This is a genomic window from Streptomyces sp. NPDC055099 (assembly GCF_053607685.1).
Genome location: NZ_JBSGUA010000028.1, coordinates 25,603 through 47,785, shown reverse-complemented (window position 1 = coordinate 47,785; position 22,183 = coordinate 25,603). Strand labels below are relative to the sequence as shown.

The 22,183-nt window shown below is 71.0% G+C and carries 13 protein-coding genes and 2 pseudogenes; 4 read left to right on the top strand and 11 right to left on the bottom strand.

Annotated elements, in window-relative coordinates; genetic code table 11:
* Window positions 1-623: 623 nt before the first annotated feature.
* Both ACWFRU_RS39035 and ACWFRU_RS39030 read left to right on the top strand, forming a co-directional pair.
* Window positions 624-1,256 (top strand): TetR/AcrR family transcriptional regulator, encoded by a 633-nt coding sequence (locus ACWFRU_RS39035; RefSeq protein WP_453693034.1) that lies wholly within the window; start codon window positions 624-626, stop codon window positions 1,254-1,256.
* Window positions 1,253-1,684 (top strand): Dabb family protein, encoded by a 432-nt coding sequence (locus tag ACWFRU_RS39030; RefSeq protein WP_453693032.1) that lies wholly within the window; start codon window positions 1,253-1,255, stop codon window positions 1,682-1,684. Before ACWFRU_RS39035 ends, ACWFRU_RS39030 begins: the two co-directional genes overlap by 4 nt.
* A 284-nt stretch (window positions 1,685-1,968) precedes the next feature.
* Here the strand turns inward: ACWFRU_RS39030 and ACWFRU_RS39025 are convergent, their stop codons facing one another.
* Both ACWFRU_RS39025 and ACWFRU_RS39020 read right to left on the bottom strand, forming a co-directional pair.
* Window positions 1,969-2,709: a hypothetical protein gene (locus ACWFRU_RS39025; RefSeq protein ID WP_453693030.1), complete on the bottom strand. Its 741-nt coding sequence runs from the start codon at window positions 2,707-2,709 to the stop codon at window positions 1,969-1,971.
* A 321-nt stretch (window positions 2,710-3,030) separates the two neighbouring features.
* The gene (locus ACWFRU_RS39020; protein WP_453693028.1) at window positions 3,031-3,405 is read right to left on the bottom strand and encodes a hypothetical protein; all 375 of its coding nucleotides are present in this window, start codon (window positions 3,403-3,405) and stop codon (window positions 3,031-3,033) included.
* Window positions 3,406-4,075: 670 nt separating this feature from the next.
* On the opposite strand from ACWFRU_RS39020, the pseudogene ACWFRU_RS39015 reads away from it, so the two are divergent.
* Together ACWFRU_RS39015 and ACWFRU_RS39010 are read left to right on the top strand one after the other, a co-directional pair.
* Window positions 4,076-4,370 (top strand): annotated as a pseudogene (locus ACWFRU_RS39015) (helix-turn-helix domain-containing protein); the annotation flags it as partial.
* 116 nt (window positions 4,371-4,486) lie between these two features.
* Window positions 4,487-5,440: pseudogene (locus ACWFRU_RS39010) on the top strand (IS481 family transposase).
* Window positions 5,441-5,679: 239 nt separating this feature from the next.
* Here the strand turns inward: ACWFRU_RS39010 and ACWFRU_RS39005 are convergent.
* The 9 genes from ACWFRU_RS39005 to ACWFRU_RS38965 all read right to left on the bottom strand — a co-directional run bounded on the left by ACWFRU_RS39005 (window position 5,680) and on the right by ACWFRU_RS38965 (window position 22,179).
* On the bottom strand, window positions 5,680-6,465 hold the full coding sequence (locus ACWFRU_RS39005) for a thioesterase II family protein (protein ID WP_453693026.1): 786 nt from the start codon (window positions 6,463-6,465) through the stop codon (window positions 5,680-5,682).
* Complete coding sequence (gene fabD / locus ACWFRU_RS39000; RefSeq protein WP_453693024.1) at window positions 6,462-7,325, bottom strand: ACP S-malonyltransferase; 864 nt, start codon at window positions 7,323-7,325, stop codon at window positions 6,462-6,464. The genes ACWFRU_RS39005 and fabD overlap by 4 nt, the downstream gene beginning before the upstream one ends.
* Window positions 7,322-7,924: a flavin reductase family protein gene (locus ACWFRU_RS38995; RefSeq protein WP_453693022.1), complete on the bottom strand. Its 603-nt coding sequence runs from the start codon at window positions 7,922-7,924 to the stop codon at window positions 7,322-7,324. Before ACWFRU_RS38995 ends, fabD begins: the two co-directional genes overlap by 4 nt.
* Window positions 7,921-8,973 (bottom strand): MupA/Atu3671 family FMN-dependent luciferase-like monooxygenase, encoded by a 1,053-nt coding sequence (locus ACWFRU_RS38990; RefSeq protein WP_453693020.1) that lies wholly within the window; start codon window positions 8,971-8,973, stop codon window positions 7,921-7,923. The genes ACWFRU_RS38995 and ACWFRU_RS38990 overlap by 4 nt, the downstream gene beginning before the upstream one ends.
* Before the next feature lie 44 nt (window positions 8,974-9,017).
* On the bottom strand, window positions 9,018-10,355 hold the full coding sequence (locus tag ACWFRU_RS38985; RefSeq protein ID WP_453693018.1) for an MFS transporter: 1,338 nt from the start codon (window positions 10,353-10,355) through the stop codon (window positions 9,018-9,020).
* Between the two features lie 5 nt (window positions 10,356-10,360).
* A complete protein-coding gene (locus tag ACWFRU_RS38980; protein WP_453693016.1) occupies window positions 10,361-11,953 on the bottom strand; it encodes an amino acid adenylation domain-containing protein in 1,593 nt (530 codons plus the stop codon).
* Between the two features lie 78 nt (window positions 11,954-12,031).
* Entirely contained in the window at window positions 12,032-15,460 is a 3,429-nt protein-coding gene (locus ACWFRU_RS38975; RefSeq protein WP_453693014.1) for a beta-ketoacyl synthase N-terminal-like domain-containing protein, read from the bottom strand.
* On the bottom strand, window positions 15,457-20,232 hold the full coding sequence (locus ACWFRU_RS38970) for an amino acid adenylation domain-containing protein (RefSeq protein WP_453693012.1): 4,776 nt from the start codon (window positions 20,230-20,232) through the stop codon (window positions 15,457-15,459). The genes ACWFRU_RS38975 and ACWFRU_RS38970 overlap by 4 nt, the downstream gene beginning before the upstream one ends.
* A 192-nt stretch (window positions 20,233-20,424) precedes the next feature.
* On the bottom strand, window positions 20,425-22,179 hold the full coding sequence (locus ACWFRU_RS38965) for a non-ribosomal peptide synthetase (RefSeq protein ID WP_453693010.1): 1,755 nt from the start codon (window positions 22,177-22,179) through the stop codon (window positions 20,425-20,427).
* Window positions 22,180-22,183 lie beyond the last annotated feature (4 nt).

Here is a 22,183-nt window from a genome sequence, read left to right as displayed (position 1 = left end):
CCGCTATGAGAAACGTGCCTACATCTACCTCGGCACCATCACCCTCGCGGCCCTCACCATCTGGCTCCGAACATGATCCGAGAAACAGTGCCTAGGCGCTCCAAAGGGGCCGTCCCCCGGGTCGGAGGCTCACTGTGAAGCAGTACGCCGCCCTGCGTCCTCCGGGACCGGCAGTGCGCGCACTCCAAAGTGGGCAGGATCGAGCCGTCCGATTGCTGTCGACCGTCAGCACCGCTCCTCCGTGTCGAGCCTCGAGCCAGGAGTAATCACACTTCGATGGCACCGGCTGGCGTCCGTCGAGGTTCGGTGGCACATGCTCCAGGTCCCGCGGCACAGGACAGACACACCAGCAGTGCCGCCCGACGCGCGTCCGACCGATTCCGTCAGCGCCCCCGAGCGGATGCCCCCGGAAGCCACCAACCTCCTCTTCCGCGACGTGCGGTGAGGGTTGGCAGGTCGTTCCAAGGTATGCCGGGGGTGGATCGTGTTTGCGCGGCAGACCTCGGACGACGACGCCGAGCGGAGCCTCCAGGGCTGACGAGTATGGCCGCGCCGGGTTGACAGATTCGAGAGGCCACAAAATACTAACGACGTTAGATTTTCTAACGTCGTTAGGGGTTTTGGTGGGGAAGCGAGAAGAGGTACGTCAGCGAACGTTCGCCGAGATCCTGGAGGCAGCGGGCCGCATGGCCGAGACCGAGGGCTGGCGGGCGGTCACCATCCGGCGGATCGCTGCTGAGATCGGCTACAGCGCGCCGGTGATCTACCAGCACTTTCCGAGCAAAGAGGCCCTCCTGCACACGCTGCTGGAGCGCGTCAACGGCGAGTTGGCGGAGCGGATGCGGGCCGCGGTGGCCGGCGAACCGGCGTCACGGGGCCCGCACCTGGCGGCGACCGTGTACCTGGAGTTCGCCCGGTCACGGCCGGGCCTGTACCAGCTCATGTCGGGCGCACCGGGCACGGACGTCGATGCCTCCACCCGCCGCGCCGCCGCCGATGACGTGATCGCCTTCACCAGGCAGCTCATCGGTGCGTGGGCGGCCGAGACCGCAGCCGAACCTGCCAGTGTCGAGGACGCCTGCGACCTGTTGTGGGGCACGTTGCACGGCCTCGCGAGCATCGGGTCGATCGAGGACATCGGCTTCGACCGCTCCCTGCGCCTGGCCGATCAGGCAGTGACCGCACTCCTCGGCTACTGGTCAGCCCCGACCGTGAAACCCGAAAGCCCCCCGCAGGCCGCCAAGGGAGAGAAATGATCTATCACCACAACCGGTTCACCTTCAAGGCGACCGCCACCGCTGAGCAGCGCGAGGAGGCCCTCGCCAGCCTGCGCAACCAGGGCGAGTCGATCGACGCGGTCACACGCTACGTGGTCGGCAGAGACGTCGGCGGCGAGTTCGAGTACGGCGCCGTCTTCCTCCTCAAGGATCTCGACGGCTACTGGGAGTACCTGATGGCACCCTCGCACGCCCACACCGACCGAATCGGTCTGCCGCTGCTGGAGTCCTTCGTCTCCTACGACACCACCGACAGCGACGACCCCGACATCGCCCACAAGATCGCCGATCTGCACACGCGACGCTACGCCGGCGACCCGGCCCTCACCGAGTTGGTGGCCAACCTCCCTTCCTACACCGGCAGCGGCGCGCCGGCCCCCGCCAACCCCGGCAGCGCAGCCCGCTGAGCGCCTCAGCCGTGAGCGGAGTAGGACACACCGCGAGTGAGGCGGCAACCCATGCCTCCCCGGCCTTGGGCGCATGCCGCTCGTGCGGTTCGCGTCGATGGAGAGGCCGGTGAAAGGGCGCCAGCGAAGGACAACACCGCGTTCGTGGCATGGCAGGAGCGCCGAAGTGCCCTCCGGCCTTGATGACGGTGCCCGGCGCTGGGCAGGGAATGCCGATGCGCAGTCCGGCGCCGATCAGCGGGAGACCACCGGCAGCGAACGGCCCCTGCGCCCCGGGGCCGTCATCAGTCCGGGCCAGGTGCGGTGCCGATGTCCTTTCCGGGCGCGGTCTTACCGAGGGCGTGCAGTGCGATGGCCGCCGTGCGGGCCTGCTCGGCGCGCGCCCGGTGAACATCGGCCTGCTCGGCGTGGTCATGGAGTGCGTGCTCGTGGGCCAGTGCATCCTCGGCTCTGGCCAGCGAGTGCACCGCCTCCGTGGCCAGCTTCCGCAGCCGGGCGGCCCGGGCCTCCACGACTTGGAGCAGCACCGGGGACGGCTTGCCCAGACGTGCGGCGGAGGCACCCGACTCCCGGTCCACGGCTGCCTGTTCACGCTGGTCGGTTTCGACCTCGCGGTCCAGCCGTGCGTGTCTGCGGTCCAAACGCTCCCGGCTTGCCGCCAGCAGTTCCCGGGCCCGGTCGATCCCTTCGTATGAGCGCCGGCGCAGGGAGGGCGCCGCCTCCCCCGCGGAACGCAGCCGTTGATCCAGGCTCTCCTCCTGATCGGTGACTCGCTCCTGCCGCGCATCCACGGCCGATTCCCGCTTGTCGGCGGCGGCTTCGCGCGCGTCCGCGGCCCTCTCCCGCTTGTCGGCGACGGCCTCCCGGCTGTCGGCGGCGGCATCGCGCCGGTCGGCAGCCGCCTCACGACGGTCGGCGGCGGCCTCGCGCTCGTCGGCAGCCTGCTGCCGGCCCCGGCGATGGGAGGGCGGGGACTGTGCGGCGTCGTCTCCAGCGGACGAACTGTCCAAGGGGTCAGTGTCCATGCAGGCAGTATGACCCGCCGCTGAGGAGGCAGAAACACTGTCCGGGGGTCCGCCGCGCGCACGCCCCGATGGGAACACCGCAGGCCAAAGGCGAAAAAGCGAGCGCAACCAAGGGCAGGAACCCGGCCGCGGGCATCATCGAAGACGAGTCGCGCCCAAGGAGCGAGCGATTGCCCGCTGCCACCATGCGCGATTCGACTGCCGCCAACGCGGGGAGCCCACCCGGTAGGGGCAGTCCGGGTCGTTGGGCCGGTTGAGGCGGTCGTGGGGCAACAGGTGAACGTGCGGCGGGAGGAAAGTCCGCTGTCGGGTGCGCGCACCTCACCAGCGGCCTCCCATGGCCGCCACTTGGCGCACGGACTGCTGTGGGGGAATGCCGACTCGCGACCCCGTCAGCCGCAGCAGCAGCCATTCTGCGAGACCCGTGACCGCCGCCGCGGAGTCCAGTAGATCCGTGCGTTCGTCGCCGACCGCGCGAGCGAGCGCGCCCGCGGCAATGCTGGCGACGGAGCCGCCGAAGGCGCTACGGCGGGACTCGTCCAGGGCCAATAGCCGCATGGCGTGGGAGCGCTCGTGCGGGTCGCGCCGCCACACGTCGAACAAAGACTCCCGCAGCGCCGGGCTCGTCCGGTCGCTGCCGGCCAGAACCCGGTAGACCGCGGCCGCCACACGTTCCGGGATCCGCGACCTCTGCACGCGCTCGCGACGGTAGCTGGCGAGATCGGGGGCTCTGCCCAGGCACTCGTCCGGGACGGCATGATTCGCCGCCAGCCCATAGCAGGCACCCAAGCGTCCTCCGGGCGCCTTCCCAGGTCCGGGAGTTACCCAGGGCTGCTGGGACGCCGGACGCTCACACTCCGCGGAATGCCCGCCCCGGAACAGGCTTGATCGTGCTGGCCTGGTTGGGCTCCCGTGGCGGGCACGCACCGTCGAACACGAGTGGTGCCTGATGCCGGAACGGCTAAGAATGATCGATGATGTTTCCGTTCATACAGTTGTTTTCGTGGTCTCCGACATAGCCGTCAGCACTACTGAGGGCCGGGACGATGGCAACCTCCTGCAAGCAGACCACCCCCGCACTTCATGCCTGGAGAACGACCTACGTGGACCGGCGGCACGGCCATTCACCCTCATGCCGGTACACCGTCATGGCGGCGTCCGCCAGAGGAGGCGCGTGCGGAGCACACAAGCCCGGCACGGCGAGTACGCCGGGCGGGCGCAGTCGACACAGAGCACCATCCGGTATGCCCCTCCGTTGCGTCCTCCCGCCCCACCCCCGTGTCCTCTGCTCACTACGGCAATTACTGACCTCCGGGGTGTTGTCGGAGTGGGTGACGGATGGTGACCCTTGCGGCAGGCCGGTGGTCTGCGGTACGCGCAAGGTGGTGGGCTGACCGCCGAGCGGCAGCGGTTTCGGGAACGGATCCGGTTCGAGGCCGGCGAGCGGTTCGCGCGGGGTGACAAGAACGCGGTGATCGCGAGGCATCTGCGGGTCAGCGAGCGGTCGTTGGAGCGCTGGCGGCGCGCCTGGCGCGGGGGTGCCATGAATGCCCTGGCCTGCGGGGCCACCGAAGCTGCCCAAGCTCTCCGATGCGCGGTTCGCCGAGCTGGAGCGGGAGTTGGCGCGGGGCCCAGCCGTGCACGGCTGGGAGGACCAGCGCTAGATGTGCTGTTCGGGCACGTTGGTGACGCGAGCGCGGTCTTGCATGGGTGAGGGCCTTCTGGTTTCGGTGGTGATTGCGACTGCGACATCTACCGCCGAGTGCAGGAGGCCCTCATGTGCCACCGTAACGCCCCGCTCACTCCCACCGGCAGACTGCACCTGGCCTGGTGCATCGTGGAGGACGGCTAGCCGCTGCGGCGGGCCGCCGAACGGTTCCAGGCCAGCCACACCACCGCATAACGCTGGGCCGACCGCTACCGCCTGAAAGGCTGGAGGGGCATGTACGACCGCTCCAGCCGCCCGCACCACTCACCGCATAAAACCCCCGCCACTGTGGAGGGGCAGGTCGTACGGCTGCGCCAGGAACATCGGATCGGTCCCCAACGGATCGCGATACGCACCGGCATCGCCGCCTCGACCGTGCACCGCATCCTGCGCGACCACCAGCTACCACCGCTGGCCACGCTGGACCGGGCCACCGGTCGGCCCATCCGCCGCTACGAACGCGACCGGCCCGGCGAACTGCTCCACATCGACGTCAAGAAGCTGGGCCCCATCCCCAACGGCGGCGGCCATCGCATGCTGGGACGGGCCGCAGGCAGCAAGAACCGCGACCAGGCCGGACTGGCCTTCCTGCACACGGCGTTGGACGATCACTCCCGGCTCGCCTACACCGAAGACCTGCCCGACGAGAAGGCGGCCACCTGCGCGGGCTTCCTGCAGCGGGCCACCGCCTGGTTCGTCGGCCACGGCATCACCGTCAAACGCGTGCTGACCGACAACGCCTGGTCCTACACGAAAACCACCTGGCACCAGACCTGCCGGCAGCTGGGCATCCAGCCACGCTGGACACGGCCCTGGCGACCGCAGACCAATGGCAAGGTCAAACGCTTCCACCGCTCCCTGCTCGATGAATGGGCCTATCACCAGCCCTACACCAGCGACGCCGAACGCCAAGCAGCGTTTACCGACTGGCTCGACTGGTACAACTACCACCGACCCCACACCGGAATCAGCGGCCAAACCCCAGCCAGCCGCGTCACCAACGTGACAGAACAACACACCTAGGCAGTGAGGGCCCACAGCACGCCTGCGGCCTGCGGTGTAGTACACGTGCGTGGTGCCAGTCATACGGATGTTCTCGTCGGGTGTACTGGAGGGACACACTGTGAGCATCCGCAGGCTCGCGTCCCGACGACGCCTGTGCGACGGAGCCGACCACCGCCTGCCATGGCCGTGGTCGGCGCGTCCTCGAACCGTAGACCGTACGTCTGCGACCTGGTGTGCGGAGTCCGTTGGGGTGTGGTTCACCAGCCAGACAGGCCCGGCGCCGCCGTGTCGACCTCCTCCGCGATCTGTGCGGTGATCAGCGGGATCTGCCGGTCCCAGTAGAAGTGGGCGCCAGGGAAGAAGTGCTCACCGATCAGCCGGTCGGCGCCCTCACCCCAGGCGCGCAGTTGTGCGCGGCTGACGACATGGTCGTCCTCGCCGCCGAACAGCGAGCAGGGGACGGGGATGCGGCTGCGGTCCTTCGGACGGGGCCGCCAGGTCTCCACCAGCTTGAAGTCGGCACGCAGCCGGGGCTCGTAGACCTGCCAGATGTCCTCGTCGTCCACAATCGCTTGCGGCAGCCCGCCCATCGCGGCAAGGGCCGAGCGGAGCTTCGGCGAGGGCAGGGTGTGCAGCGGGGCACCGCCGAAGGGCGGCTGCTCATCAAAGGGTGCCTCGCAGGCGGAGATGCCCAGCCACACAGGCAGGTCGAGGCCACGCTCGACGAGCTGGAGCGTCATCTCGTACGCGGTGAGTGCGCCCATGCTGTGGCCGAAGAACGCGAACGGGGCATCCAGCAGAGGATGGATGTCCTTGAGCAGGTACGCGGCCAGCGCGGTGGCGTCCTCCCGGGCCGGCACGCCGCTGAGCGGTCCTCGGCCGGGCGCCTCCATGAGGCAGATGTCCCAGTCATCGCGGAAGTGCTCGACCCAGTCGGTGTAGGCGAGGTGTGAGCCGCCCGCGTGGTGTAGGACGAACAGCCTGAGTGCGGGGTCGTCGACGGGGCGGGGGCGGATGGCGGCCCTGGCGGCGGTGGTCGTCATGGGGTCCTCTCGGTGTGGATCGCGCGGAGCATGCGGGTGAGTACCGGGCCGGTCCCGACCTCCTGGAACTCGGTGTCCGGGTCGGTGTCGAGTAGCCGCTCGACGGTCTCGCGCCATCGCACAGGATGATCGATCTGCTCGGTCAAAAGCCGGGTCGTGTGCTCGGCGGAGTAGGGCTGCGCGGTGCGGTTGGCGTACACGCAAAAGCGGGGAGCTGCGAGCGGTGTCCGGGCCAGCAGCTCGCCGAACTCGCGGGCGGCGGGCGCCATGTGAGCGGTGTGGAACGGCCCTGAGACCTTCAGCGGCCGTACCGCCCGGGCGCCGGACTCCTTCAACAGGACCGTGGCCGCCTCCAGCTTGGCCGCGGGTCCGGCCACCACGGTCTGGTCAGCCGTGTTGAGGTTGGCCACTTCGACCGCTTCCAGGCCTGCGCGGCGCAGCAGCAGCCGGATGACGGCCTCGTCCATGCCGATGACGGCGGCCATGGCGCCGTTGGTGATCCGGGCCATCGCGCGGGCGCGGGCGGCCACAAGGCGCAGCCCGTCGGTGAAGCCGAACACTCCCGCCGCCTGCAGCGCGTTGTACTCGCCCAGGCTGTGTCCGATCGCGGCGTCGGGATCGGGCTGGCCGTCGGCCCGCAGTGCCGCGAGGGACAGAGCGTTCACCGCGTAGACGGCCGGCTGGGTGAACTCGGTCCGGTTCAAACGCTGGTGAGGGTCAGTCAGGCAGAGGTCGCGCAGCGAGTAGCCGAGTGCGGCGTCGGCCTCGGCCACGAGGTCGGCGAAGCGGTCGAAGAGCTCGGCGCCGCCCATGCCGACGCGCTGCGCGCCCTGCCCGGGGAACATGAGGACGCGGGTCACGGCAGGTCCTTTCGTACGGAGGGGCCGGATGGTGGGGCGTCTCGCGGGGCGAAGCGGCTGTCGGCGGTCTCGTGCGACGCGAACCGGCTGTCCGCGAAGGTCAGTGCGGGCCGGTCGCTGAGCACACCGAAGGCCTCCGCGCGGCCGATGAACAGCGTGTGGTCGCCGGCCGCGTGGGTGGCGTGGACCGTGCAGTCGAACCAGGCGACCGCCTCCATCAGCACCGGAGCACCGGAGAGGTCCGCTGCCCGCCAGGGCAGGCCGGTGAAGGAGGCCGCGCCGGCCGGCCGCGCGGGGTCGGCGAACCAGCGGGCGTCGGCCTCCTGGGTGTTGGAGAGCACGCTTACGGCGAAGGCGCCGCGGGCGAGGATCCGGTCGTGCAGCCGCGAGCCGCGGCCGAGGCCGACCATCACCAGGTACGGGTCCATGGACACGGTGGTGAAGGAGTTGACGGTCGTCCCGTGCGGTTCGCCGTCCTCGGCCAGCGCGGTGACGACGGTGACGCCGGTGGGAAAGCGGGCTGCCGTGCGGCGGAAGCGACGGCGGGGTGTCTCCGTCTCCTCCGCCCTCGCGGCCGCGGTGGGTACGGGGGCGCTCACGTGGTCAGCCTCCGCAGTTCGTCCAGCGTGCGAAGACCGTCGAGGACTGTCTTCGCCGGCAGCCCGAAGTCGATGAGACAGGCGGTCTCGTCGACGCCGATCGCGGCGAGGCGCTCGACGATCCGTGCGGCCTTCGGCACGGTGCCGAGCAGACCTCCGTCCTCGTAGTGGCGGTCGAAGGCACGGGCCGCCAGGAAGTCGAGGTCCTTGTCGCGCAGCTTGGCCGGGTCGATCCGGCGGGGGCCGTGCGCCTGGGAGCCGAGGAGCAAGCCCACGGAGGTGCGCAGATACGAGGTGAGGGGTGTGCGTACCAGCTCGCGTACGGCGTCCTCATCACGGTCGAGGTAGGTGTGCACCATGACGACGACATGACCTCGGGAGCCGTTGGCGTCGGGGCGGCCGGCGTACGCCTCGCGGTAGGCGGCGATCTTCTCGGCGAGTTCGTCGATGTCCTGGCCGAGCAGATGCGTGAGCACACCGGCGCCGAGCCGGCCCGCGTTGCGGAAGGTCTCCACGCCTCCCGCGCTGGTGATCCAGACGGGCAAGTCGGCCTGGACTGGACGCGGGTAGGAGCGCACCCGCCGCGGCTCGCCCGTACCGTCGAGCACCTCCATCTCCTCGCCGCGCCACAGGGCGCGGACCTGAGCGACGGTCTCCAGGAGGACGTCTCGGCGATTCTCGTAAGTCTCGGGGCGCAAGGCGAAGTCGGTGGCGTGCCAGCCGGAGGCGAAGGCGAGTCCGGCGCGGCCGCCGGAGATGTTGTCGACCACCGACCACTCCTCGGCGATCCGCACGGGGTGGTGCAGCGGTGCCACGACGCTGCCGGCCCGCACCGCGACACGGCTGGTGACGGCCGCGATGGCGGCTCCGGTGACGGCCGGGTTCGGGTAGAGGCCGCCGAAGGCATGGAAGTGCCGCTCGGGAGTCCATACGGCGGTGAAGTCATGGCGGTCGGCGAAGCGCGCGCCTTCGATCACCAGCTCATAGCGGTCCGCGCTGTCGGCCGGTGCTGTGCTGTCGTTGCCGAAGTAGAACAGGCTGAAGTCCATCGGAACTCTCTGTGTGTGTCGGTCAATGCAGGACCTGGGCGGGGTTACGCCACGTCGGCGGGCTGCTCGGACTTGGCGGACGGCGCCGGCTGCGCGGGCCCGGTGCGCTCCGCGGCGCCGGCGGACTGCTCGGGACCGCCCCGCTCCTCGGCTGCTTCGACCGCACGGGAGCGCTCGGCCCAGCGGGCCACAGCCGGGGTCGCCAGACCGCCGGCGAGCAGGATGCCTGCGAACAGAAGCCAGCCGGGCCAGCCCCAGCCGATGATCACGGCGGTGGTCAGGGCGGGCGTGACGGCGGCGCCGAAGCGCTGGGCCAGGTTGAACATGCCTTGGTACTGGCCGTGTGCGTCGGCCGGTGCCAGCTCGTACGACAGGGCCCAGGAGCCGGCCGAGTGCAGCATCTCGCCGCATACGTGCACCGCGGCACCGACCACGAGACACACCGCGGCGACCCAGGCGGGCTGACCCGCCGACAGTGCGAAGCAGGCGCAACACAGGGCGAGCAGCATGCCGGCGCGGCGCATGGCGCGGGCGCCACCCGCGATGTCCTCGGCTCCCTTGCTCATCCGCACCTGGAACAGCACGCACATCGCCGTGTTGATGAAGATCAGGCCCGCGTAGAGCGACACGGGCGCGTCGGTGCGTTCGGCGATCCAGATGGGCAGGGCCACCGTGAGCAGGGCATCGGTGCCCAGGACCAGGACCGCGTTGAGCACTGCGACGACCACGAAGGGCGTGTCGCGCAGGACATTGCGGCGCTCATCCGGACGTCCGGCTGCGGCCGCGCGAGCGGCGGGCAGCGGCAGGCACATCAGTCCGGCCGCCACGAACAGGGCGCCGGCCGCGACCAGCAGCCCGCGGTACAGCGCACCGGAGTCGGCCGCCAGGGCGATGGCGCCCGCCAGCGTGCCGACGGACAGACCGACGTTGATGACCGACTGCAGATAGGCACGGGCCCGTACGCGCTCGGCGGGCGGGAGCGCCTCGGCGATCAGTGCGCCGCGGGCTGCGGCACCGCCCGCGTCCATCACGGCGGACAGGGCGACTACTGCGAGGAAGGAGATGAACCCGCCGGTCAGGGCGTACGCGCACACGGCGATGCCCTGGGCGATGCCGAAGGCAACCGAGGTGTTGCGAGAGCCGAGCCGGTCGGAGAGGTGTCCGGCCGGAATGCTGGCCAGCATGGCGAGGACCGCGGCGACAGTCATGCCGAGACCCACGCGGGCGGAATCAATGCCCACGGCCCGGATGAAGAACAGCACGCTCACCGACAGCAGAAAGCCGTTCGCAACGGTGCGGGCGAGATTGCTGAGGGCGAGCACCCGTACCACGGGCGATGGCGGCTTCAGATCGCGCAGCAGGGCGGCGAAGTCGATGACCATGCCAGTCAGCTCCCTTCGGGGGTGTAGCGGCGCGTCAGGGCCGGGCGGTCGGTCTTGCCGTTGGGGTTCAAGGGCAGGGCGTCGACGTGCTCGTAGCGGCGCGGCACCATGTGAACCGGCACCTGCTTGCGCAGCCAGAGCATGAGGTCGGTGGCCTTGAGCGGATCACCGGTGTGCACGGCCACCAGCTCGGTCTCGGCCGGGCCCGGCACCGCGAGGACGACCGCGTCGGCGATACCGGGGTGGCGGCGCAGCGCGGATTCGATCTCGCCGAGCTCGATGCGGTAGCCGCGGACCTTGACCTGGTTGTCCAGGCGTCCGAGATGGGTGAGGGTGCCGTTCTCCCGGCGCACTCGGTCGCCGGTGCGATACCAGTGCTCGGCGGTCAGTGGGCCCGCGCCCTGGTAGATCTCGGCCGGCTGTCCACTGCCCGGGGTGTGGGCGAGAAACCGGCCGTGGTCGTCGGCCGGGTCGAGGTACCCGTCGAAGCGCTGCGGGCCGCGGACGCACAGCTCGCCCTCCTCGGCGGGCAGGCCGTCCTCGCCGAGGACCACATGCTCGAGGAAGGGGTAGACGGGGCCGATGGGAATGGTGCCGTTGGACGTGGCGGGCCAGTCGGATGTCTCGACGGCCAGGCGGAACTCGGTGCAGGCGACGGTGAGTTCGGTGGGTCCATAGACGTTCTCGATGCAGGCCTTGGGGGCGGCCTCGGCCCACAGCTGGGCCTGGCGTTGCGTGAGCTGCTCGCCGATGAAGATGCCGTAGCGCAGTCCGGTGGCCTGGCCCGCGGGCAGTTTGCCGAGGCTCGCCGAGACCGAGACCACGGAGGGCACCGAGAACCAGTGCGTGATGCGCCGGTCCTCTACGTACCGGATGGGCTCGAGGAGTTCGCTGCGCTGCGGCACGACCAGCGTGGCGCCACCGCCCCAGGTGACGAACAGGTCGAAGACCGACGGGTCGAAGGTCAGGTCGAAGGTGTGCGAGACACGGCAGCCGGGGCCGACCTCAAAGCGGTCGATGTTGTGGGCGATGTATGGGGCGAGGTTGCGGTGCTTGATCGGCACGCCCTTGGGGCGCCCGGTGGAACCGGAGGTGAACAGCACGTACGCCACGTCGCCAGGTGCCGTGGTGTGCTCGGGCAGGTGGGCGGGCACGGGAAGCGCGGCGGTCTGCTCCTCGGACAGCCGCACGACGGTCACCTCGGGCTCGTCGACGGTCAGTTGCGCGGCACCGCCGGCGTCCACGAGCAACACGTCGGCGCGAGCCAGCTGCCACACCGCGCGGTTGCGGGCGACCGGGTAGCCCGGGTTGAGCGGCGTCACGGTGGCGCCGAGGCGCAGTGCGGCGAGGTAGCCGGCGAATGCGGTCAGGCTTCGGGAGGCGAGCAGCGCGATCCTCGTGGGTGCGGTCCCGCCGTGCGCCGCGAGCAGGGCTGCCGCGACGGCGGCGGCACGCTCGTCGAGCGCGCGGTAACTGTAGGTGGTGCCGAGCACTTCGAGGGCGGGCTCCTCGGGGTGGTCCGCCAGCGAACCGGCGAACCAGTCGTAGAGCGTGCGGTCGTATGCCGCCGGGTGGACGGCAGCGATGGGGTCGGTCATCGAAATCCTTGTTTCGTCAGAAAGTTCATGAGTGGTCTGCTCGGACCGGGCTGTCGCTTCGGTCCCGCGGCCGGCCGGTCAGCTGGCTACGGCGGCCGTGGTGAGCAGCTCCGCGTAGCCCGCTCGGCAGGCCGCGGCGAAAGCGAGGCTGCTCAGCAGGGTGTCCGGGCCGGGGCGCGGGTCGCGGCCCGCGGCCTTGAGCCAGGGCTGCCAGGCCTGAGCCTCGACACTGGACGCGCCCAGCACGAGCCGGCCCATGTCCCGGATCGCAAGCGGATCGAGCGCTTCGTTCTCGCGGTCGAGGGCGCGCAGCGCGACGGCCCGCTGCCACGCGCGCTCAGTGACCGTGCGGGTGGGCCGGTCGACGCTGGCGAGCAGGTCGAACAGGCGCTGTGTGGTGAGGGTCTCCTCCCCCACCAGGTGATACGCGCGTCCCTCGGACGCGGGCGACAGAGCCAGCTGGGCGATGGCGCGGGCCGCCAGGTCCACGGGGCTCACGGCGAGCGGACGGTCATCGCGCGGGTGGGCTCCCGCGGCGAGCGAACCGGCGATCAGCCTCCACAGCGGGTGGTCGGGGTCACACGCTCCGCTGTTCTGCGCGCCAAGGAGCAGGCCGGTGCGAAAGACCCGTACCCGCATGCCGTCCCGCTCCGCGCGTTCGGCGAGCTGCTCGCCGACCCAGGCGGCGACGGCGCCGCCGGGCATGCCGGGCCGTAGCGGCTGTTCCCGGCTCTCCTCGATCCGGGCTTGCGCGCCGAGACCGGAACCGCAGGCGCTGAGCGTGGACAGAACCGTGAGGTCGTCGATGCCGTGCTGCCGCATCCAGCGCAGCAGGGAGGCCGTCACCAGCACGGTGTCCTCGCGCAGTTGGTCGTACGTGCCGGTGAGGCCGAAGGGGGCACAGGTGTGCACCACACGGGTGATCCGGCGCGCGAGCCGTGGGTCGTACGCGGTCCAGTCGCGCTTCTCGTCGGCACCTGCGGGCAGCAGAGCCACGCGCTGCGGGTCGGGTTCGGGCAGCGCACAGGCGGCGGCCCGTGCACGCAGCAAGGCGCGGCCCTCGTCCTCGTTGTCCGCGGGGACGACGCAGTGGACCAGTCCGTCGGTGCTGCGCAGCAGTTCATACAGGACGAAGGTGTCCAGGAACCTCGTGGTGCTGGTCAGTAGAGTGTCGTCGGCCCCGGCGCGGGCTGCGGGCGCAGTCGGTGGGCCGAGGTCGAGCGCGAGGTCGGCATTGATGAGGTCGCCGCCGTCGCCCGTCTGTTCGGCGGCGGTCGGGGTGCGCAGCATCTCGGCCATACGGCGAACGGTCGCCTCGGCTCCGCCCGCCCGGTAGACGTTGATGTCCACGCCGAAGGCCTTCCGCACGGCTGCCTCGATCCGCATGGCGGTCAGCGAGTCGCCCCCGTAGGAGCCGAAGGTGTCCTCGGGGTCGAGCTGTGCGTGACCGAGACACCGGCGCCAGATGGCCAGAAGTTCGCGCTCCACGGCGTCGGCACCAGTCGGTACCTCGCCCTCCTGCTCGGCCGGTGCCTCGGCCTGCGGAGCCATCCCGCCGAGCGGAGCCGCGATCGGCGGCAGAGTGTCGAGGGCCCAATAACGACCGCGGGTGAAGGGGTAGGTGGGCAGCGGCACACGACGGCCTGTGGCTTCGGGCAGCGCCTCCCAGTCCACTGCTGCGCCGCGCTGCCAGGCGGCGGTGAGCGCGGCTTCCACGTCTTCGGGCCGTATGCCACCGGCGCTGTCCGGCAGCACGTGGCGATCCGGAGCCGGCTCGCCGTGGCCGATCAGGATCGCGAAACGGTCGGCGCGCGGCGGCTGTCCGGGGACGCGGATCTCCGTGCGACCGCGCAGGGCCGCGGTCAGCAGCGCAAGCACCGGATGGTCCGGGGTGTCGGCGGGCGGCACGAGCACTACCTTGCGCACGACCTTGACCGGGTCGGTCGGGGGGTGCTCGCGCAGCGCGGCGGCCACCGCCCGCGGGTTGTCCCCGGGGGCTTCGATGACTCGGCGGTACGCGTGTGTCGTGCGACCCACCCGCAGGGTGTGGGCTGCGTCGGCGAGCGCCGGGGCACTATCGGTCATGAGAGTGTCGGCCAACTCCTCCGCCAGAACCGTCAGTTCTTGCGCGGTGCGGGCAGAGATCAGCAGGCGTACCCGGTCACGTGCTGGGGCACAGGTGCGCTGTGGCTCGGGCGGCGGGCCGACTACCGCGGTGGCGTTGGTGCCGCCCAGTCCCATCGAGTTGACCAGGACGTAACTCTCGTCCTCCGGCGCCACCCGGCCCGCGTCGGCGTTGATGGTGAACGGACTCTCGGCGAGCACTCCCGGGTTACGGGGGCGCTCAAACAGCGGATGCGGCGGCAGCGCGCCGGTCCGTGCCACCTCGACCGCCTTGATCAGACCGGCGATTCCGGCGGCCGGGCCCGCATGCCCGATGTTCGCTTTCACGGAGCCGAGCGCACAGAATGCCGCGGGCGCGTCGGTGCGGTCCGCTGTGGCGCGCAATCCCGCGGTCAGGCCTCGCAGTTCGATCTGATCGCCGAGCGGTGTGCCTGAGCCGTGGGCCTCCACGTAGCGCAGCTGATCGCCACGGACCCCGGCGACGTCCAGCGCCGTCGCCACCACGTCGGCCAGGCCCGAGGGGCTCGGTGCGGTGAAGCCGGATCGGGCCGCCCCGTCGTTGCCGACGGCGGTGCCGTGCAGCACCGCAAGGACGGTGTCACCGTCGCGCAGGGCGTCCGAAAGTCGCCGCAGCGCCACGACACCGACGCCGGAGCTGAAGGAGGTGCCGGTCGACCGCGCGTCGAAGGGGCGGCAGTAGCCGTCGGTGGACTGCAGGCCACCGGGGTGGTGACGGTAGCCGAGCAGCGGCTCGTTGACGGAGGCTCCGCCCGCGAGCGCCAGGTCGCACTCACCCGCGCGCAGGCTGAGGACCGCGTAATGCACCGCGGTCAGCGACGAGGAGCAAGCGGTCTGGACCCCGATGGACGGGCCGCGCAGCCCGAGTTTGTAGGCGACCCGCGAGGGCAAGAAGTCGCCCAGGCCGCCCAGGTGCAGGGCGACGTCGTCGACGGCGCCCATGACCCCATCGGTGTGGGCGCGAAAGGCCTGCAGAGCGGCCATGTAGGTGCTCGGGCTGCCGCCCGCGAACACTCCTGTGACGAGCCTGCCGCCCGAGGGTGCATGTCCGGCGGATTCGAGCGCCTGCCAGCATGCTTCGAGGAAGATCCGCTGCTGCGGGTCGGTGGCCGCCGCCTCTGCCGGTGAGTAGCCGAAGAAGTCGGCGGCGAAGGCGCCGGCGTCCGGTACGGACGCCGCCCGGCTGACAAAGTCAGGTGCGTCCAAGGTCTCCTGGCTCAGACCGGCAGCCCTGAGCGCGGCCGGATCGAGGTCGCGGACCGACACCCGGCCCGCGGCGATGTTGGCCCAGTACTCCTGCGGGCTCCAGGCATCGGGGAAGCGGCAGCCGATGCCGATGACGGCGATGGAACCGTCGTGGCTCACGCGGAGCCCTCCTCAAGGAAGGCCACCTGAGCGTCGATGGTGCTGTGTTCGAACAGGTCGGCCGCGTCGAGGTCCCGGCCGGTGAGCTCGGACAGACGCTCCATGAGGACCATCAGGAGCAGTGAGTCGCCCCCAGCGTCGAAGAAGTTCACGTCCCCGGCGACCTCGGCGCCGTCGAGGACCTCGGTCCACAGGGCAGCCACCTGGTCGGTGAGGTCGGCCGCGGGTGCCTGCTGGGTGTCGGAAGCGGGAGTGAGCACGGGATTCTCCAGATCGTCGGCGAGATCGGCGGCGGCTTGCGCCAGGTCGGTGAGGAGCCCTGCGGCGGTGGCACCGTCGAACAGGGCGGTGAGGTAGGTCAGAGAGAGGTGGTAGCGGCCTGGTCCACCGGTGACGGTCAGCTCCAGCTCGTACTTGGACTTCAGGCGGGGCGGGGTGACGAACCGTGCGCGGACCGCCTCGCCGAGCGCGGGCGGCTGCGCAGGTGCGTCGGCCGCGGTGAGGTAGACGGGGGTGACGGCGGGCCGGCTGGGGTCCCGGTCGGGCTGCAGCGCTGCGGCGACCAGGTCGTACGGAGTGTCGGCGTGCCGGTAGGCCGACAGCGCGGACTCGCGCACGCGGCACAGGAGTTCACGCCAGCTCGGCCCGCCGGTCAGATCGGCCCGCACGACGAGGGTGTTGACGAACATGCCGACGGTGGAGGCTCGGGCAGCGCCGTCCCTGGCCGCCCAGGGGAAGGTGAACAGGAAGTCACGCTGTGTGCCGCGCCGGGCGAGTGCCGCCCCGAGCAGGGCGACGCCGAGCATGAACGACGTACAGCGCAGCTCGGCCGCAGCATCCCGCAGCCGGTCGGCCAGACCGGCGGGCAGGGCCAGTTCTCGTTGGTCCGCCTCGACGGTCTGAAACGTGCCGCGGGGCCGGTCGTGCGGCAGCTCGATGTCGATGGGCGCCTCGCGCAGGGAGGCAAGCAGGTGTTCCAGCGCTGCTGCGTCCGGAGCTGCCGGTGCGCGTAGGGCGGCGGGGTGAGCTGCGTGCGGCAGGTTCGGCTCCGTGCCATGGGTCAGGGACCGGTACAGCGCGGCCACGTCGGACAGGACGAGGTCGAGGGACCAGCCGTCGGAGACGAGGTGATGCACCCCGTACACGAGCAGGGTCCGCTCGGGCCCAAGCCCTACGATCGCGCCCCGCGCGGGGGCTTCGGCGGCGAGGTCGAAAGGGGTCCAGCACACCTTCGCGAGGTATTCCTCGCGCTCCGCCTCGTTCCACGAGGCGGCGTCGGCCGAGGCGACCTGGGGCGGCGGGCCGTCGGTGCGGTAGACCACCCGGCGGGCCCTGGTGTCCAGACGAAAGCGTGAGCGCAGTCCCGGATGGCGAGCGAGGGCGCGGGCGAAGGCCTCCGTCAGAAGCGGACGGTCCACGGGCCCGTCGAACTCCACGATGCCGGGCGCCAGATACGAGGTCCGCACGTTCCGCATCCGGTCCAGGGACCACAGTCGCTGCTGCACGGGGCTCGCGGGGTGCTCGGCACCGGGGTCGAACTCGATGCCGCTGTCATCGGCCGGCGTTGCGTTCTCCAGAGCGCGGGCAAGACCGGCCACGGTGGGATCGCCGAGGAAGGTGCGCAGCGCCACGGGCCTCCCGTAGCGGCGCTCGGCCTCGGCGACGACCCGTACGGCCAGCAGCGAGTGCCCGCCCAGCGTGAAGAAGTCGGCGTCCGGGCCGGGCAGCGACTCGGTCTCGCAGGGCGTCCTCCCGCGGTCCGCGCCCCGGCTGCGCAGGAGCACGTCGGTCATCAGGAGGGCTGCTCTGCGCTGCATCGGCGTCAGGTCGACGGGTCCGCTCTGCTCGGCCGCGGACAGCGGCCGGTCCCGCCGGGTCGCCAGGGCCTCGAAGTCGACCTTGTCGTTGGCGGTCCGTGGAAGTCCGTCGACCACGTACACCTCGCGCGGCAGAACTGCGGGCAGCAGCCAGCGTTGCAGTGGCCTGACCAGGTCCTCGCGGGAGGGTGGCTCGGCGCCGGAGGCGAGTTCCACATACGCCACCAGCGCGGGCGGTGATCCGGCGGCGTGCACTGCGGCCATCGCGACGGATGGATGCTCCTCGATGAGGCGGACGACTTCGGCCGGCTCGATGCGGTTGCCCAGAATCTTGAGCTGGCCGTCGGCGCGGCCCAGATAGCCGAGTTGGCCGTCCTCGCGCAGCACCACCAGATCGCCGGTGCGGTACATATGGGCTTTCGGACCGGCGCCGAACCGCTCGGCGTGCGGATCGGGCAGGAAGGCCGTGGCCGTCTGCTCGGGCGCCGCGAGGTAGCCGAGCGCCACGCCCGGACCTGCCACATACAGCTCACCAGGGACCCCCGGTGGCAGTTCCTCGCCGCGCGGGCCAAGGACGTACGCACGCATCCCGGGCAGCGGCACGCCGATGGCGGGCGTCTCGTCCGCGGTGGGGTCGACCGGTGCGTAGGTGCTGTTGCAGGAGGCCTCGGTCGGGCCGTATACGTTGACGATTCGCGCGCCCCAGCGCGCTGCGCACTCGGTGGCGAGGCGCTGGGGCAGGGCCTCACCGCCCGAGTACACCACTCGCAGTGAACTGCCCTGCGCGCCACCGGAGTCGGCCTCCAGCATCGCGTGCAGCAGGCTCGGCGTGAGCGAGCCGGCGACCGTGGCGCCCTCGGGACCGCGCACCAGGCTCAACAGGGCGCGCGGGTCACGCCGCTGCACATCGTCGGCGATGACGAGGCGGGCGCCGGCGAGCAGGGTCTCGACGACGTTGAAGGCGGCAGGGTCGAAGGCGGTGCCCGCGGTCAGGAGCAGCCGGTCGTCGGGGCCGAGACCGCAGTCGTCACCCCACCACAGGGCGGTGGCGAGCAGACCGCGGTGCGGCACGAGGACGCCTTTGGGGCGGCCGGTGGTTCCGGAGGTGTAGATCACCGCCGCCGGGTCGTCCGGTCCCGCCGCGGCGGCCGGTGGGGTGAATTCACCAGGCAGTGTTCGGAGTTCCTCGAGGAGTTGCGGCTTGGCGAGGGTGTCTAGGTGGGCGAGCAGGTCGGCGCCCGCGGCGCAGACGAGGACGGTGTCGGCAGCGGTCTGTTCGAGGATGTACGCGATCCGTGCCGCGGGGGTGTCCATGGCCAGCGGCACGAAGGCCGCACCGGATCGCAGCACCCCGACCCATGCGGCGACGAGAGCCGGGCCCCGGGCGGCGAGGACCGGAATGCAGGTTGCGGGGCCTGCCCCCTCGGCACGCAGGTGCGCGGCCACCGCGCCGGACCAGCGGGCGAGTTCACCCCAGGTCAGGCTGGTGCCCGCACACTCCACGGCGATCCGCTCGGGGTCCGCGGCGGCGAGCGCCGACTCCAGTGCCTCGGCGACCGTGACGGCCGGGAAAGGGGCGGCGGTCCGTCCCACAAGGACTCCGTGCGGCAGCGCGCCGGAAGCCCGCAGCGTGACGGGTAGGTCCTTGATCGGGGTGTTGGGTGCAGCGACGGCCGCGGTGAGCAGCGCCGTGTAACTCTCGGCGATGCGCCGGGCCGTGGCGGCGGAGTACCGGTCGGTGGCGTACTCCACCGTGCCGGCCAGTCCGCCGCCGGGCGCGTATTCCAGGACGAACGAGAGGTCCTGCTTGGCCGTGTCGGTCGGCAGCAGTTCGGGCGGCGCCCACCGCACGCCGGTGCTCGCGGCTGGGGCGTTCTGCAGGATGAAGCCCACGTCGGCGAGCCCTTCGCCGCCGAGGCGTGCGGCGAGTTTGTCGAAGGGGATCCGCTGGTGCGTCAGGACGCGGAAGGCCTCTCCGCGTGAGTCGGCGCACAGCCGGTCGAATCCGGCCTCGGAGTCGGGGGCGCACATCAGCGGGACGGTGTTGACGAAGAACCCGACGAGGCCTTCGACATCGGCGCTCGGCCGGTTCGCCGCGACGGTGGAAAGCAGGAACCGCTCCCGACCGCTCCACCGCTGGACCACGGCCTGGAACGCGGCGAAAAGCACCACGAAGGGCGTGACCCTCAAGGTGCGCGCCAAGCCCGTCACGGAGGAGGCCAATTCGGCGGGCAGCGTGAAGCGGTGCTGCGCCCCTTCCCGGTCACCTTCCAACGTCCGCTGCCGCGGTCGGCAGGGGCCGAGCGCGAGGTCACGGCCCGCAGCCGGAGCGAGGACGACGGCCCGCTGCGCGACCAACTCCTCAAGTGCGGCTTCTGACGCGGCTTCCCGGTCCCGTAGGGCGAACTGCGCATAGTGCACGGGGGGCTCGGGAAGGTCGATCCGGTCCGCGTTGGCCAGTGCCTGCTCGTATGCCGAGGCCAGTCCCTCGTAGAGGGCGGGCAACGACCAGCCGTCGACGGCGATGTGATGAATGGTCAAAAGCAGGGCGCCGTGCCCGCCGTCCGCTTGTTGCCATACGGTGGCGCGCCACGGCGCCTCGCTTTCCAGCGCAAAGGGGGCACGGGCGCGGCGCGCCACCTCGTCCGGATCGGGTGCCGTGGCGGAGACCACCTCCAGCGGCACGGGACCGGGTGCGCCGACGACCTGCACCGGGCGGCCGCCGCGCATCGTGTACGTGGTGCGCAGGACCGCATGCTGTGCAGCCAGTGCTTCCAGCGCACGCGCCAGAGCGGGGAGGTCGATCGGCTCATGCCAGCGGGTGAGCAGGGGCACGTTGTAGACAGGGGATGCGGGGGCCGCCTGGTGGATGAACCAGAGCCGTTCCTGGGCCTGCGAGAGGGGGGCGACGGTGACCTCGCGGCGTGCGGGCGCCGGTGGGCGCTCAGGCGCCATCAGTGGTTCTCCTAACAATGGTTCAGGACAGTGCGGCAATGCGGCGGGACGGCAGCAGGCCGCTACACGGCGGTTCGCCCGCACGCCCGCATGGCGGTCCGGCCCGTACGGCCAGATCCGCGGCTGCGCGATGAGAGGGGAGCCCGCACCCGGGAGAGGTTGCGGACGTCTGTGCTTGAGGGCTGGTCGGATTCAGACTTTCGAGGCTCGGCCCAGCTGGTCCACCAGCTCCGCGAAGCTGGGCGTGAGCAGCACGTCGGTGGGGTCGAGGCGGATGCCCAGGCGTTCACCGATGCGGAACGCCGCCTGCGTCGCCAGGATCGAGTTGCCGCCCAGGCCGATGAAGTCGTCGGTGGCCTGCACGTCCGACGGGCCGGGAAGGCCAAGGAGTTCGGCCCATACTTCGGCGACGACCGCACCGGCCGGGTTGGTCGCGGCTGGCTCTTCGGCAACCGCCGGGGTGGTCACGGCAGCTTCGGCGGCCTCGGCCAGCACGGACTTGATACGGGTCCGGTCGGCCTTTCCGGTGGAACCGAACGGCAGCTCGGCCAGCGGCACCCACATGGCGGGCAGCATATAGGCGGGCAGCAGCTCCGCCAGTGCTGCGGCCAGCTCTCCGGCTGCCGCCTCCCCTGATACCGCAGGGCGCAGGAACGCGCCCACCAGGCGGGCGGTGTGCCCCTCGCCGTGCTTCTCCACGAAGGCGGCCTCGGTGCGGCCGGTCGCGACGGCGGCCTGTTCGATCTCCTCCAGTTCGATACGGAAGCCGCGCAGCTTGACCTGCCGGTCGGCGCGGCCGACGACCTCATACTGACCGTCCGGCAGCTGTCGCACGCGGTCACCTGTGCGGTAGATGGTTCCGGTGGCGCCATCGGGCGCCGTGTACGCAACGTAGGAGCGACCGGTGCGCTCGGGGTTGTGCAGGTAGCCGCTGGTCACCGAGGGGCCACTGACACAGAGTTCACCCGTCTCGCCTGGGGCGACTGGGCGCATCTCTTCGTCGAGCACATGCAGCCGCACCCTGCGCACCGGCTGCCCGATCGGGATTCGGGTACGCCCGGCCAACGTTTGCGGTGTGCAGGTGAACGTTGTGACGAACACGGTGGTCTCGGTGGGCCCGTAGATGTTGAGCAACAGTTCGGGCCCGCCCGCGGCGAGCACACGTTCAGTAGCGGCCAGCTCCATCTGCTCACCCCCCACCAGGAGTTGGCGCAGAGAAGCGAGCGCCGCAGGGGCTTCGCGGGCCACCATATGGAAGAGCGAGGTGGTCAGCAGCGCAGTGGAAATCCGTTCGGCGACGAGGAGGCCCGCCCATCGCTCGAGGTCGGTCTCGACGACGGTGGGCAGCACGATCAGCGGTGCGCCGGTGGTCAGGGCGCCCCAGACCTCCCAGGTGAAAGCGTCGAAGGCCGGGTTGGCGAGCTGTCCGACTCGGTCGTTGGAAGTGATTGCGCCGGGCTGTGCGGTGTCGGTCACCAGGTCGTGCACGGCGCCGTGGGGTACGACGACACCCTTGGGAACGCCGGTGGAGCCCGAGGTGTACCCCACGCATAGCGGGGCGTCGTCGGCCACGGTGACGTCGGGGGCATCGAGCGCCCCATACGGGTCGTCCCCGTCGCCGATGGTCAGGACGGGCACACCAGCGTCAGTACCCAGCGGCCGGTCACGGTAGCCCTCGCCCCGGCCCACGATGATGGCCGCCACTCGGGCGTCCTGAAGAATCGTGGCAATCCTGTCGGTCGGCGCCTGGCCATCCACCGGGAGATAGGCGGCCCCGGCCCGGACCACCCCGAGTACGGCGACGATGAGATCCGCGCTGCGGTTCAGGTCGAGTGCGACGACGTCACCGGTGCCGATCCCGCGTCCCGCAAGCCGAGCGGCCACAACGCCGGCTTCCCGCCACACCTCTTCGCGGCTGAGTTCACGTCCGGTCAGTGCCTCACGCACGGAC

Excerpts from the sequence above, each read along its gene's own strand:
- ACWFRU_RS39025 (WP_453693030.1), bottom strand. The coding sequence starts at position 2,709 with ATGGACACTGACCCCTTGGACAGTTCGTCCGCTGGAGACGACGCCGCA.
- ACWFRU_RS38980 (WP_453693016.1), bottom strand. The coding sequence starts at position 11,953 with ATGACCGACCCCATCGCTGCCGTCCACCCGGCGGCATACGACCGCACG.
- ACWFRU_RS38985 (WP_453693018.1), bottom strand. The coding sequence starts at position 10,355 with ATGGTCATCGACTTCGCCGCCCTGCTGCGCGATCTGAAGCCGCCATCG.
- ACWFRU_RS39030 (WP_453693032.1), top strand. The coding sequence starts at position 1,253 with ATGATCTATCACCACAACCGGTTCACCTTCAAGGCGACCGCCACCGCT.
- ACWFRU_RS39005 (WP_453693026.1), bottom strand. The coding sequence starts at position 6,465 with ATGACGACCACCGCCGCCAGGGCCGCCATCCGCCCCCGCCCCGTCGAC.
- ACWFRU_RS38970 (WP_453693012.1), bottom strand. The coding sequence starts at position 20,232 with ATGGCGCCTGAGCGCCCACCGGCGCCCGCACGCCGCGAGGTCACCGTC.
- ACWFRU_RS38990 (WP_453693020.1), bottom strand. The coding sequence starts at position 8,973 with ATGGACTTCAGCCTGTTCTACTTCGGCAACGACAGCACAGCACCGGCC.